The following is an 11,558-nucleotide window of genomic DNA, read 5'->3' as shown; positions in this document are numbered from 1 at the left end:
TGTGGGGGTGGGGCCCCCCACCCCCGCCAGGCTGGCCCGCTACGTCCGCGAGGACGAGCTCCACCAGGCCTTCAACTTCCACTTCCTCAACGCGCGGTGGGACGCGGGCGCGCTGCGCGAGGTGATCACCGAGTCGCTCGCGACGGCGGACTCCGTGGGCGCGCCCTCCACGTGGGTGCTGTCCAACCACGACGTGAAGCGGCACGTCACCCGCTTCGGCAGCTCCGAAAGGGCCCGCGCCGCCGCGCTCCTCATGCTCGCGCTGCCCGGCTCGGCCTACGTCTACAACGGCGAGGAGCTCGGCCTGCCCGAGGTGCTCGACCTGCCCGCCGAGGTCTGCCTCGACCCCCAGCGGCTGCGCGACCCCGACAGCGGCCGCGACGGCTGCAGGGTGCCGATGCCGTGGACCTCCTCCGACGGCTACGGCTGGCGGCGCCCATGGCTGCCCGTCCCCGGCGACTGGGGCGGCCTGTCGGTCGAGGCCCAGGCCGGCGACCCCGGCTCGATGCTCTCCCTCTACAAGCAGGCGCTGCGGCTGCGCCGTACCGTGTCGGGTGAGCTGCGCTGGCACGACTCGCCCGCCGGAACGCTCGTCTTCAGCCGCGACGACGGCTTCGTGTGCACCGTCAACCTCACCGGCGACCCCGTCGACTATCCCGTCGACGGCCGGGCGGTCCTGTCCAGCGCTCCCGTCGAGGAAGGCAGGCTCGCTCCCGATTCCACCACGTGGTGGCGGGCCAAGGTTGCGTAAAGTGTCCACCATGAACGGTCACGCCCGTCTCGCCGACATCGCCGCCCAGGCAGGGGTGAGCGAGGCCACGGTCAGCCGGGTGCTCAACGGCAAGCCGGGGGTGTCCTCCGCGACCCGCCAGGCCGTCATGACCGCGCTCGACCTCATGGGCTACGAGCGGCCTCAGCGGCTGCGCCAGCGCAGCAACGGGCTCATCGGGCTGGTCACGCCCGAGCTGGACAACCCGATCTTCCCCGCCTTCGCGCAGGCCATCGAGAAGGCGCTGACGCACCACGGCTACACGCCGGTGCTGTGCACGCAGCTGCCCGGCGGCGCGCCCGAGGACGAGTTCACCGAGCTGCTGGTCGACAGAGGCGTCAGCGGCATCGTCTTCGTCTCGGGGCTGCACGCCGACACGACCGCCCGGATGGACCGCTACACCAGGCTGACCGACCGAGGGCTGCCGATCGTGCTGGTCGACGGCTACAACGAGAACGTCGACGCGCCGTTCATCTCGCCCGACGACCGGCTGGCCTCGCGGCTGGCCGTCCAGCACCTGGTCGACCTCGGGCACGAGCGCATCGGGCTGGCGCTGGGGCCGCGCAGGTTCGTGCCGGTGATCAGGAAGATCGAGGGATTCCAGCAGGCGATGGCCCAGCTGCTCGGGGTCCACGACGTCGACGACCTGATCGCCCACTCGCTGTTCTCGGTCGAGGGCGGGCAGGCCGCCGCGGCGCAACTGCTGGCCCGCGGCTGCACGGGCATCGTGTGCGCCAGCGACCTCATGGCGCTGGGCGCGATCAGGGCGTGCAGGGAGCGGGGCAGGTCGGTGCCGGGCGAGGTGTCGGTGGTCGGGTTCGACGACTCGCCGCTGATCGCCTTCACCGACCCGCCGCTGACCACCGTCCGCAAGCCGATCGGGGCGATGGCCTCGGCGGCCGTGCAGACGCTGCTGGAGGAGGTCAACGGGGCGCCGGGCCGGCACCTCGAGCTGATCTTCCAGCCCGAGCTGGTGGTCCGCGGCTCGACGGGCTCGGGACCGCTGGTCAACCGCTGATCGGCGGCTGGGGCGCGGCTCGTGGAAGGCTGAACTCGTGGAGGGTCGACGAATGTACGACGTTGTGGTCATCGGCGGCGCGGGGGTCGACTCCACCGCCTACGTGCCCGCGCTGCCCCTGCCGTACGCCGACACCTACCACGTGCCTCCCGTGGTCGACCGCATCGGCAACACGGGGTCCGGCGTCGCGCTCGGCTGCGCCGCGCTGGGACTGCGGACCAGGTTCGCCGACCTGATCGGCGACGACCCCCACGGCAGGCTCATCAGGGAGCATCTGGCCGCCAACGGCGTCGACTTCGCGTGGGCGCGATCGGCCGCGGGCACCAGGCGCAGCCTCCTGCTCGTCGGCCCCGACGGCCGCCGCACCTCGCTCTACGACGGGCGCGGCGTGGCAGGGGAGCGGCTGCCGCGCGAGCTGTACCTGCAGCCCACCCGCCACGTGCACGTCTCGATCACAGACTTCGCCCGGCATGTCTACGCCGACTTCTCCGGCGTCCCCATCTCGACGGACCTGCACGACTGGGACGGCGTCTCCGACCACCACAAGGACTTCGCCTACGGCTCCGACCTGGTCTTCATGTCGGCCGCCAAGCTGGAGGACCCGCGCGCCACGATGCGCCACATCAGGCGGCACGGGCGTGCCCGCATCGTCGTCTGCACCGACGGGGCGCGCGGCTGCCTCGTCCTGGCCGGGGACGACGACGTGCAGGCCTTCCCCGCCGCGCCGCTGCCCGCGCCGGTCGCCGACTCCAACGGCGCGGGCGACGCCTTCGTCTCCGGTTTCCTGTACGGCATGCTGCGCGGCGAGCCCGTGGACACGTGCGCCCGCCTGGGCGCCATCGCAGGTGCCCACGCCTGCGTCTCCGAGGGCACCCACGAGAACCCGATCACCGAGGACACGCTGCTGGCCCGCGCGGCTACTGCTTAGTGCACCTGGTCGGGCGCACCACCAGGACCACCCGCCGCTCGGCGTCGCCCACGGGGGCCTCGTAGTCCAGCCCGTAGCGCCTGGCCAGCACGTCGAAGAAGGCACCCTCGGGATCGGGGTCGATCCGCTCCACGACGCCGCGCACCTCCAGGTAGCGGTACGGCGCGTCGGGATCGTTGACGGACAGCGCGACCGTGGGGCGCTCGGCCGCGTTCCTGCCCTTGCGCCGGTCGGTCGTCGTCGTGAAGCGGAGCAACTCCCCGTCCCAGATCGTCCACACCGGCGTCACCTGTGGCGTCCCGTCGGGCATCAACGTCGCCAGGTGGGCGAACAGCGGCCGGGTCAGCAGATCGAGATGGCTGTCTGGAATCACACTCATGGCGGGCACACTATCAAAGTATTGATGGTTCTCAAGCTCTGTATAGTTCGGGCATGGGAATGCCGGCCGAGGAGCGCCTCGGGCTCGATGTGAAACGTGCCGAGCAACTGCTGATGGCGGCCAAGCACGCGGCGGTCAAGCAGGCGGGTGTCACCGTGCCGCAGTACGCCGCCCTGCTGGTGCTGGCCGGCAACCCGGGCATCTCCAACGCCGCCCTGGCCAGGCAGTGCCTGGTGACCCCTCAGGCGTCCAACGTCGTGCTCAAGAACCTCATGGATCGCGGGCTCGTCGAACGCCGTCCCCACCCCTGGCACCGCCAGATGCTCGAGACCCACCTCACCGACGAGGGCAGGCGGGCGCTGGAGCTGGCCGACGCCGCGGCCGTGACGATCGAGCGCAGGATCGCCGCCGCGTTCACGCCGGAGGAGCGCGACCTGCTGCGCGACCTGCTGGCCCGCTTCGGGCGCGCCCTGACGGATTCACCTGGCCCGGATGACGCAACGAACTCGGATATTTCCCAACACGTCACCGACGACCACTAAAATCACTCGGCGTGTCCTCTCAACGCCGCCGTTCCACACCCCCTCCGCAGGCGGTGTTCGTCGACCACAGTGGCCGCCGCAGGCGGCTGATCATGCTCGGCTCCGTCGTCGCGTGCTCGCTGGCCTTCGCCCTGCTGGCCGTCGTGCTCAGCGGTCTGTTCACCGGCACGACACTCTCGGTGAGCGGCTGGCCGGGCGGCGGCTCGCCGGCGGAGTCCCCGCAGCCGTCCAGGAGCGGGGCCCCGCGCCAGTCGCCGACGGCGACCCCGACGCCGGCCAGGGTTCGGCCCACACCCCCTCCCACGACCAGCGCGGAGCGTCAGCCCACACCCTCGCGCACGTCCACACCCGAGCGGAGCTCACGGACGACACGACCCTCCAACGGCGTCGAAGGACGCGAGGAGACGACCTCCACCCCGAGCGCCGGGCCCGCCCCTGTCACCGATCCGGCCGCCACGGCCGAGCCGACGGCCGCTGACACGCCGCCCGGCCTGGACGGCAAGACGCCGCCCGGCCATGACCCTGACAGGGCGAAGGGCTCGAAGGGATGAGCGCTCCCGCCGGCGGCCGTCGCGCCGCCGCCGTCGACCCGACGGCCACGGTGTCCCGAGTGAAGGCGGCCGACCCTCGCGGTCACTGGTTCCTGCTCGCCGTCGGGATGGTTCTGCTCGCCTGCGCGCTGGTGCTCAACGGCTACGTGACCAACGTGGCCGGCGAGACGCAGGCTCCCGCGCCCGCGACCGATGTCTCCACCCCCGAGCTGGACGACGTACGCAGCGGCGGCCCCGTGCTGAACCTCACGGCGGGCGCGGCCTCCAGCGCCGGACCGGCCGCCAGGACGGTGGCCCTGACCTTCGACGACGGACCCGATCCCACCTGGACCCCGCAGATCCTCGACGTGCTCAGGCGGTACGGGGCGAAGGCGACCTTCTTCGCCGTCGGTTCGAAGGTCGCCCAGTACCCGGACCTCGCACGGCGGATCGTCGCCGAGGGGCACGAGATCGGCAACCACACCTACGCCCACGCCGACCTCACGGCCGTGTCAGGGTGGCGGCTGCGGCTGGAGCTCTCCCTGACGCAGAAGGCGCTGGCAGGGGCGACGGGGTTGCACACCACGCTCGTCCGCCCGCCGTACTCGTCGACGCCCGCGGCCGTCACGCTGCCGCAGTGGCAGAGCCTGCGCGCCGTCGCCGCGGAGGGATACCTGATCGCGCTGACCGACCTGGACACCAAGGACTGGAGCCAGGCGACGGCGGCGCGGATGGCGAAGAGCGCGCTTCCCGCCAAGGGGCGCGGCGCGATCGTCATGATGCACGACTCCGGCGGCGACAGGAGCCGCACGGTCAAGGCACTCGACCTGGCGCTCAGGGAGCTCGGCCGTCGGGGATACCGGGCGGTCACCGTGACGGGCGCTCTCGGCATGCCGTCCGCGCACCAGCAGGCGGGAGGGGTGGAGCGCTTCACCGGCTGGGCACTCAACCTGGCCCAGCGGGCCTCCGGCTCGCTCACCGCCGCACTGTCGTGGGTGCTCCTCGCCGCGGGCGTGCTCACCCTGGCGAGGCTGGGCCTGTTCGCCGCGCTCGCCTGGATGCACGCCCGTCGAACCCGGAGAGGCAGGCGTCGCCGAGGGATCGCGCGCTGGGAAGCGCCACCTCCGGTGACGGTGATCGTGCCTGCCTTCAACGAGGAGGCGGGCATTCAGGCGACCGTGATGTCGCTCGTCCAGACGACCTATACCGGCGAGCTGGAAGTGATCGTCGTCGACGACGGCTCCACCGACGCGACCGCCGACCTCGCGGCGGCCCTCGGCCTGCCCAACGTCAGAGTGATACGACAGCCGAACGGAGGCAAGCCGGCGGCGCTCAACACCGGCATCGCGCACGCCCGCCACGAGCTGCTCGTCATGGTGGACGGCGACACCGTCTTCGAGCCCGCCACCATCGGGCACCTGGTACGCCAGCTCGCCGATCCAGCGGTCGGCGCGGTCAGCGGCAACACCAAGGTCGGCAACAGGCGCGGCATGGTGGGACGCTGGCAGCACATCGAGTACGTCATCGGCTTCAACCTCGACAGGCGGGCGTTCGAACTGCTCGACTGCATGGCGACGGTGCCGGGCGCCATCGGGGCCTTCCGCCGGTCGGCACTGGTCGCGCTCGGCGGCGTCAGTGTCGACACCCTGGCCGAGGACACCGACCTGACGATGGCGTTGTGCAGGTCGGGGTGGCGGGTGGTCTACGAGGAGAAGGCGCTGGCATGGACGGAGGCGCCCACCTCGCTCGGCCAGCTCTGGAAGCAGCGCTACCGATGGTGCTACGGCACCCTGCAGGCGATGTGGAAGCACCGGCGCGCGCTGATCGAGCGCGGCCCCTTCGGGCGGCGCTGCCTGGGCTACCTCGCCCTGTTCCAGGTGGTGCTGCCCCTGCTCGCGCCCGTGGTCGACCTCATGGCCCTTTACAACACCGCCGTCGGCGACCCGCTCCCCGTCGTGGCGGTGTGGGCGGGATTCGTCGTCGTCCAGGCACTGACGGGCTGGTACGCCCTGCGGCTCGACGGTGAGCGCGCCTCCGCCTTGTGGGTGCTGCCCCTGCAGCAGTTCGTCTACCGGCAGCTCATGTATCTCGTGGTGATCCAGTCCGTGGCCACCGCGGTGCTCGGGGTACGGCTGCGCTGGCACACCGTGCGCAGGGAGGGCACGTTCGGCGGAACGCTGCCCCCGCAGGCGGCGCCGCAGGGCGCGCTAGCCGAGCGTCACCCTGACGCCGCGGCTCAGCCCTGAGTCGTGTAGCTCGACCTCGCTCGCCTCGGCCGTCTTGGGCAGCTCGAACACCACCCCGCCGGTGAACGACTCGCCGGGGCCGATCCTGATCGGCTGGATCTCCTTGCCCGCCTTGTCCAGGAGCTTGGCCCCGGGATGCGCGACGCCGTCGCCGTCGAGCAGCTTCTGCTGGCCGGGGTAGAGGACCCTGCCCTCCTGGCCGATGTTGCCGACCTTCAGCGTGACCCTGCACTGGCGCACGGTCGCGGGCTTCGCCGCCTTCGCGCACTTGTGCCCGGCCACCGTGAAGCGCAGCTTGCCGTCCTGGACGGGACCCTCCGCGCCGATGGCGGCCGGCTTGAAGATCCAGGCCATGACCATGATCAGCAGCAGCGCCAGCGCCACCACGATGGCGGCGGCGACCAGACACCCGGTGAACACCCCGCCTCTGCGCGCGGGCGGGCGGGGCAGCGGCCCCTGCCCCGTCGTCTGGTACGGCGGGCGTGGTGCCTGCCCGGTGCCGTGATAGGCCGACAGCGACCCGGGGCCCGTCGTCTCGGCGGGGTTGGCCGGCGGCGGGATCGGCCCCCGCCGCGTGGGCGGGATCGTCGTCTCCGCGGGCGGCACCTGCTGCCTCTGAGGCGCCGGCGGCATCGGCTGTCCCTGATGCGCCTGTGGCCGCTGCTGTCCCTGGGCCGCCTGCGGGGGCGGCGCGGGGGGCCTGGGCTGCCGGTCGGGCGCGCCGGGTTGCGGCCCGTGAGCGGGAGGAGCCTGATGGGCGTGCGGGCGCGGCCCGTGCGGCGCCGGACGCTGGTCGGGCGGCGGGGTCCAGCCGGGAGGGGGCGGCGGCTGCCGTACCCCGAAATCGGCGGGATTCCACGAGTTCGTGAGGTGACGGGTGGCGGCCAGCTGCGCCCCGGCCACGTCGGGGGCGCCGACCAGCTCCAGCAGCAGCTCCCTGGCCTGCGGGCGGCGCGCGGGGTCGGGGTGGATGGCGGCGGCCACGAGCCGGTCGAGGGGCGCGGGCAGCCCGCGCAGGTCGGGAGGGGCGGTGCGGGCGCGCGCCGCCATCACGTAGGCGTCGCCCGATCCGAACGGGTGCCCGCCGAGCCCCGCGTAGGCGATCAGCGAGCCCCAGGCGAACACGTCGGCCGCCGGGCTGGTGCGTCCCTCGAAGACCTGCTCGGGGGCGATCCACCCGGGCGTGCCCATGACCAGGCCGACGTTGGTGTGCCGCGAGCCCACCTGCGTGGAACGCGCCAGACCGAAGTCGATCACGCGAGGGCCCGCGAGGGTCAGCATCACGTTGGCGGGTTTGAGGTCGCGGTGGACCAGGCCCGCCGCGTGGATCGCCGTCAGCGCCGCCGCCACTCCGACCGCGGCCGAGTGCAGGACGGAGGGCGACAGCGCGCCGTGCTCGATGAGATGGTCCTCGAGCGAGACGCCGTCGATGTACTCGGTGACCAGGTAGAGCAGGCCGTCGTCGTCGCCGTGGTCCAGCACGCGGGCGGTACAGAAGGAGGCCACCCGCCTGGCGTTGGACACCTCCTCGTGGAAGCGCGCCCGGTAGACGGGGTCGGCGGCGAAATCGCGCCTGATGGCCTTCACCGCGACCTTGGCCCCGTCGGGCGCCAGGGCGAGGAAGACGGTGCCCATGCCACCGGAGCCCAAGCGGCTCTCGAGCTGGTAGGGCCCGATCGAGACCGGGTCCTCAGGGGCCAGCGGCGATCCCACCGTCGCAGCCCCCTCGCCTTCGTGCTCCCGCCGTCCCAACCGACCGTCCTTCGCCCGGCATGACCGTATTCACCCGGAACTCTAACCGAGAACGGCCTGCGAGGGGCTCGACTGCGCTCCAGCGGCCGTGTCGGCGGGGCGTTCGCCGGCCAGTCCCCAACCCTCCACCTGGAAGTGGGCGGTCTGCCCCCCAGGCCTGACCGCCTCGCCGCAGGACGCGCACGTCACCACCGCGTCCAAGGACGCGCCGCACGAGTGCTCGAACACCACCGGCGGAGCCTCGACCAGGTGCCTGTCGCCCCACTGGCGCAGCAGGTGGAGCACGTTCTGCAGGTCGAGTCCCGCCTGCGTCGGCCGGTACTCGTACCTGAGCGGCCTGTCGCTGTAGGCGACCTTCTCCAGCACGCCTGCCTCGACCAGCCTGCGCAGCCTGGCGGCCAGGATGTCGCGGGGCGCGCCGATGTTGCGCACCATCGCCTCGAAGCGCCGCACTCCGAAGAACACCTCGCGCAGCACCAGCAGCGAGTACTTCTCGCCCACCACGGCGAGGGCATCCGCGATCGAGCAGGGCCGGGCATTCGTCATGAGCCCAGATTACTGCGTTGGATATCCGGACTGACCCCGTTTCCCCCGCGTGGGGGAGCGGGATGGCCCCGTCGAGGGAGGCCACGCCCGTCCCCGCCCGCGAGCCTTGGCGGCATGAACGCGCTGATGATCTGGGCCTGCGTGTACGCGGCCGCGCAGGTGGGCTGGGCCGTGACGGGAACGCCTGTCGAGTGGGCGATGCGGCATGGCTACACGCCCGCCGTCCACCTCCTCATGGCGGCGCTGGCCGTCCTCGCCGCGCTGACGGGTCGCACCAGGCGGGGCGGCGTGGTCGTGACGGCGACGCTGTGGGCGGCCCTGGCCGTCTTCGCCGCGGGGACGGCGGGCGCGCCGATGCACTTCGTCACGCTGATGTCCATGACCGCGGTGGACAGCCTCGCGGACCTGGCGCAGGTGGTGCTGAACGCCGTCGGCGCGGTCCTGCTGCTGAGGGTCGCGGTGCCGTACGGGAGGAGGCTGCGGGGACGCTGCCCTCGGTGCGGAGGCAGGCACGAGGGCGAGGGGGAGCCGACCCACCCCGTGCCGACGCGGGCGTCCGGGCGGACGCGGGTGGCGGTCTACGCGCTGATGTGCGGGCTGCTGCCGTGGGCGGCGGTCAAGACGATCTGGCTGCTGGGCGGCGACGCGCTCGGCGTGACCGGCAAGGAGTGGCAGGAGGTGATGGCCGCCGGCGACAGAGGCGTGTCGGCGGCGCTGGCGTCGGTGGGGGTCGACGTGACCGTGCTGGCCGCGCTGGTCGGCGTCTTCCTGCTGGCCGGCCTGATATACCCGTGGGGGCAGGTCTTCCCGCGCTGGACGTTGTTCCTGGCGGGACGGCGGGTGCCGCGCCTGCTGCCGCTGATCCCGGCGTGGCTGACGGCCGCCACTCTAGCCGTGTACGGCGTGCTGCTCGTCTTCTACGCCGCGCTCATCGCCGCCGGGATCCTGCCGGAGATGGCCGCCTCGCCGCCCTTCACCGCCGAGGGCATCACCTGGATGACGCTGTTCGGCGGCCTCGCCTTCGCGGGCCTCGGCATCGGCCTCGTCGTGGCCGCCGTCTCCTACGCCCGCCGCTCGCTGCCGGTCTGCGTCCCCGCTAGGGTCTGACCATGATCACCGAGGACCGGCGGCGGCACGTGCGCGACCTGCTCCTGGACAAGGCGCGCTCCGACGACCGGGTCACCGGCGCCGCCCTCACGGGCTCGGCGGCGCGGGAGGCGGAGGACCGCTTGTCCGGGTGGACCTCGGGGATCAGCGGCCTGCGCGACCACGTCCTCGCCCTCGGCCTGCCCGTCGCCTACGCCAAGGGCGCCGACCGGCTGCCCGCGGCGGTCACCGCGCCGCTGAGCGGGGCCATGGTCGGCGACCTGGACCCCGCCGAGCTGCGCCGTGCCCTGGGAGTGGCCACCCGCGCCCTGCTCACCGAGGTGGGCGAGAGCGACCAGGACCTCGCGGGCCGGCTGTCAGCGCTTCTCCATTAGCGTGAACGCGCCCTTGGCCAGGGCGCTCAGCTCGGAGCCGACGTTGCCCTCGTCGAGCGGGGCCGCGGTGTCCGAGGCCATGGCCGTGACGAAGAACGTGCGCCCGTCCTTCGTCCTGGCCGAATAGCCGAGGTCCACGACCCCGGGCTCGGAGCCGCCCTTGAACCACACCGACCGCCACCTCTTCGGGTCGAGGCCGAGCCCCCCGTCGTGCTGCGTCATGACCCCCTCGACGCGCCTGTCCTTGAGCCCGCGCAGCTTGGCGTGCGCGGCACAGACGTCGGCGGGCGAGCCGAACCACTCGATGGTGTCCAGCTCACGCGGGGGGACCCACGCGGTGATCGCGTTGAGCGGCACCTTGGCGACCACCTCGTCCAGGTACTTCCTGCGCTGCTTCTCCCCGAGCGACAGGTAGCGCTTGGCGTGCGTCGGGTAGTCGGCGCCCTTCAGCGCGAACAGCTCCCGCGTCGTGAGGAACGGGACGTTGCGCGACTGGGTGGCCTCGACGGCCTTCCTGCCCACCTTGTGGATCAGCAGGTCGGTCGCGGTGTTGTCGCTGATGGCGATCATCAGCTTGGCGGCCTCCATCACCGAGACCTCGCTGCCGTCCGGCCTGTCCTGCAACTGGCCGGAGGGCAGGCTCTTCAGCTCCGGCTTGATGGTGAGCTTCGTGTTCCAGTCGGGGATCTTCCTGGCGGCGGCCCGCAGGACGTACAGCTTGAACATCGAGCCGAGTGGCCTGGCGGTGCGGGGGGCGAGGGCGCGCACAGGACGGCAGTCGCCGCCGGGAGTGATCTCGGCGGCCATGAACCCGACCCTCGGCGCCGCCTTCCCGAGCCGCTCGTCGATCTCCTTCCAGCTCGTGGGCGTGGGCTTCGGCGTGACGGGGTTCTGCAGCCGCAGCCCGTTGATCTTGCCGTCGGGATCGACGGCGAGCTCCATCCAGAACGTCTTCCCGCCCGTGGTCACCTCGGAGGTGATCATGGTCGGTTCGGCGTGCAGGATCTTGCCGAGACGCAGGTCCTTCATGGTGACCAGGCTCTTGTTGAGCTCGGCGGGCGGCAGCTGGGCGAGCATCGCCGCGCTGAAGTGCTCGGGGAACTGCTCCTCGGGGATCGGCGCCTCAGGCACGGCCCCCAGAAACCAGCGCAGCTGCCTGCCCGCCGGTGTGTCGGGGATGGGGACGTCCTGCACAGTCGCGGTCCCCGCCGTGAGCCCGGAGGCGGCGGAGGCGGCCGGCGAGATGACGGCGGCCCCGCATGCCGTCAGCAGCAGCGACGAGGCGGTCACAGCGAAAGCAACGGTTCTCATGCCGTCCAGCCAATCGAGTCGGGCACGGGGAGCCCACCTAGCCAGCCTCATCATCA

The 11,558-nt window shown here is 72.4% G+C and carries 12 protein-coding genes; 8 read left to right on the top strand and 4 right to left on the bottom strand.

The window, feature by feature from the left end; translation table 11 throughout:
• The 3 genes from AC3EO4_RS10665 to AC3EO4_RS10655 form a co-directional block, all read left to right on the top strand.
• Positions 1–751, top strand: a 751-nt coding sequence (locus tag AC3EO4_RS10665; protein WP_431895108.1) for an alpha-amylase family glycosyl hydrolase, incomplete at its 5' end; no start/stop codon positions are given.
• 10 nt (positions 752–761) lie between these two features.
• A complete protein-coding gene (locus tag AC3EO4_RS10660; RefSeq protein ID WP_379574486.1) occupies positions 762–1,787 on the top strand; it encodes a LacI family DNA-binding transcriptional regulator in 1,026 nt (341 codons plus the stop codon).
• A gap of 52 nt (positions 1,788–1,839) precedes the next feature.
• Complete coding sequence (locus AC3EO4_RS10655) at positions 1,840–2,715, top strand: carbohydrate kinase family protein (RefSeq protein ID WP_431895107.1); 876 nt, start codon at positions 1,840–1,842, stop codon at positions 2,713–2,715.
• On the opposite strand, the gene AC3EO4_RS10650 is transcribed toward AC3EO4_RS10655, so the two are convergent.
• The gene (locus AC3EO4_RS10650) at positions 2,705–3,094 is read right to left on the bottom strand and encodes a PPOX class F420-dependent oxidoreductase (RefSeq protein ID WP_431895105.1); all 390 of its coding nucleotides are present in this window, start codon (positions 3,092–3,094) and stop codon (positions 2,705–2,707) included. The two genes, AC3EO4_RS10655 and AC3EO4_RS10650, sit on opposite strands and share 11 nt — an antisense overlap.
• Before the next feature lie 53 nt (positions 3,095–3,147).
• Here AC3EO4_RS10650 and AC3EO4_RS10645 point away from each other — a divergent pair, with 53 nt between their 5' ends.
• From AC3EO4_RS10645 to AC3EO4_RS10635, 3 genes are read left to right on the top strand one after another with little or no spacing between them, the layout of a single operon-like run.
• Positions 3,148–3,636, top strand: coding sequence for a MarR family winged helix-turn-helix transcriptional regulator (locus tag AC3EO4_RS10645; protein ID WP_431895103.1), 489 nt, complete (start codon positions 3,148–3,150; stop codon positions 3,634–3,636).
• 11 nt (positions 3,637–3,647) lie between these two features.
• Positions 3,648–4,187 carry a hypothetical protein gene (locus AC3EO4_RS10640; protein WP_379574490.1) on the top strand — a complete coding sequence of 180 codons (540 nt, stop codon included), beginning with the start codon at positions 3,648–3,650 and terminating at the stop codon, positions 4,185–4,187.
• Positions 4,184–6,412 (top strand): bifunctional polysaccharide deacetylase/glycosyltransferase family 2 protein, encoded by a 2,229-nt coding sequence (locus tag AC3EO4_RS10635; RefSeq protein WP_431895101.1) that lies wholly within the window; start codon positions 4,184–4,186, stop codon positions 6,410–6,412. Before AC3EO4_RS10640 ends, AC3EO4_RS10635 begins: the two co-directional genes overlap by 4 nt.
• On the opposite strand, the gene AC3EO4_RS10630 is transcribed toward AC3EO4_RS10635, so the two are convergent.
• Both AC3EO4_RS10630 and AC3EO4_RS10625 read right to left on the bottom strand, forming a co-directional pair.
• Positions 6,374–8,125: a serine/threonine-protein kinase gene (locus AC3EO4_RS10630; RefSeq protein ID WP_431895099.1), complete on the bottom strand. Its 1,752-nt coding sequence runs from the start codon at positions 8,123–8,125 to the stop codon at positions 6,374–6,376. The genes AC3EO4_RS10635 and AC3EO4_RS10630 overlap by 39 nt on opposite strands.
• An 81-nt stretch (positions 8,126–8,206) precedes the next feature.
• Positions 8,207–8,710 (bottom strand): winged helix-turn-helix transcriptional regulator, encoded by a 504-nt coding sequence (locus tag AC3EO4_RS10625; protein ID WP_379574493.1) that lies wholly within the window; start codon positions 8,708–8,710, stop codon positions 8,207–8,209.
• A gap of 114 nt (positions 8,711–8,824) precedes the next feature.
• Between AC3EO4_RS10625 and AC3EO4_RS10620 the strand changes: the two genes are divergently transcribed.
• Both AC3EO4_RS10620 and AC3EO4_RS10615 read left to right on the top strand, forming a co-directional pair.
• The gene (locus AC3EO4_RS10620; protein ID WP_431895097.1) at positions 8,825–9,817 is read left to right on the top strand and encodes a hypothetical protein; all 993 of its coding nucleotides are present in this window, start codon (positions 8,825–8,827) and stop codon (positions 9,815–9,817) included.
• A gap of 2 nt (positions 9,818–9,819) precedes the next feature.
• Positions 9,820–10,191 carry a hypothetical protein gene (locus AC3EO4_RS10615; protein ID WP_431895095.1) on the top strand — a complete coding sequence of 124 codons (372 nt, stop codon included), beginning with the start codon at positions 9,820–9,822 and terminating at the stop codon, positions 10,189–10,191.
• On the opposite strand, the gene AC3EO4_RS10610 is transcribed toward AC3EO4_RS10615, so the two are convergent.
• Entirely contained in the window at positions 10,174–11,502 is a 1,329-nt protein-coding gene (locus AC3EO4_RS10610) for a serine hydrolase (protein WP_431895094.1), read from the bottom strand. The two genes, AC3EO4_RS10615 and AC3EO4_RS10610, sit on opposite strands and share 18 nt — an antisense overlap.
• Positions 11,503–11,558 lie beyond the last annotated feature (56 nt).

The organism is Nonomuraea sp. bgisy101 (genome assembly GCF_057708945.1).
The sequence above is the reverse complement of the archived record's forward strand: the minus strand, read 5'-3'. Positions and strand labels throughout refer to the sequence as shown.

What these genes read in the sequence shown, in the direction of transcription:
- AC3EO4_RS10660 (WP_379574486.1), top strand. Translation starts at nt 762, where the DNA reads ATGAACGGTCACGCCCGTCTCGCCGACATCGCCGCCCAGGCAGGGGTG.
- AC3EO4_RS10655 (WP_431895107.1), top strand. Translation starts at nt 1,840, where the DNA reads ATGTACGACGTTGTGGTCATCGGCGGCGCGGGGGTCGACTCCACCGCC.
- AC3EO4_RS10650 (WP_431895105.1), bottom strand. Translation starts at nt 3,094, where the DNA reads ATGAGTGTGATTCCAGACAGCCATCTCGATCTGCTGACCCGGCCGCTG.
- AC3EO4_RS10645 (WP_431895103.1), top strand. Translation starts at nt 3,148, where the DNA reads ATGGGAATGCCGGCCGAGGAGCGCCTCGGGCTCGATGTGAAACGTGCC.
- AC3EO4_RS10635 (WP_431895101.1), top strand. Translation starts at nt 4,184, where the DNA reads ATGAGCGCTCCCGCCGGCGGCCGTCGCGCCGCCGCCGTCGACCCGACG.
- AC3EO4_RS10625 (WP_379574493.1), bottom strand. Translation starts at nt 8,710, where the DNA reads ATGACGAATGCCCGGCCCTGCTCGATCGCGGATGCCCTCGCCGTGGTG.
- AC3EO4_RS10620 (WP_431895097.1), top strand. Translation starts at nt 8,825, where the DNA reads ATGAACGCGCTGATGATCTGGGCCTGCGTGTACGCGGCCGCGCAGGTG.
- AC3EO4_RS10615 (WP_431895095.1), top strand. Translation starts at nt 9,820, where the DNA reads ATGATCACCGAGGACCGGCGGCGGCACGTGCGCGACCTGCTCCTGGAC.
- AC3EO4_RS10610 (WP_431895094.1), bottom strand. Translation starts at nt 11,502, where the DNA reads ATGAGAACCGTTGCTTTCGCTGTGACCGCCTCGTCGCTGCTGCTGACG.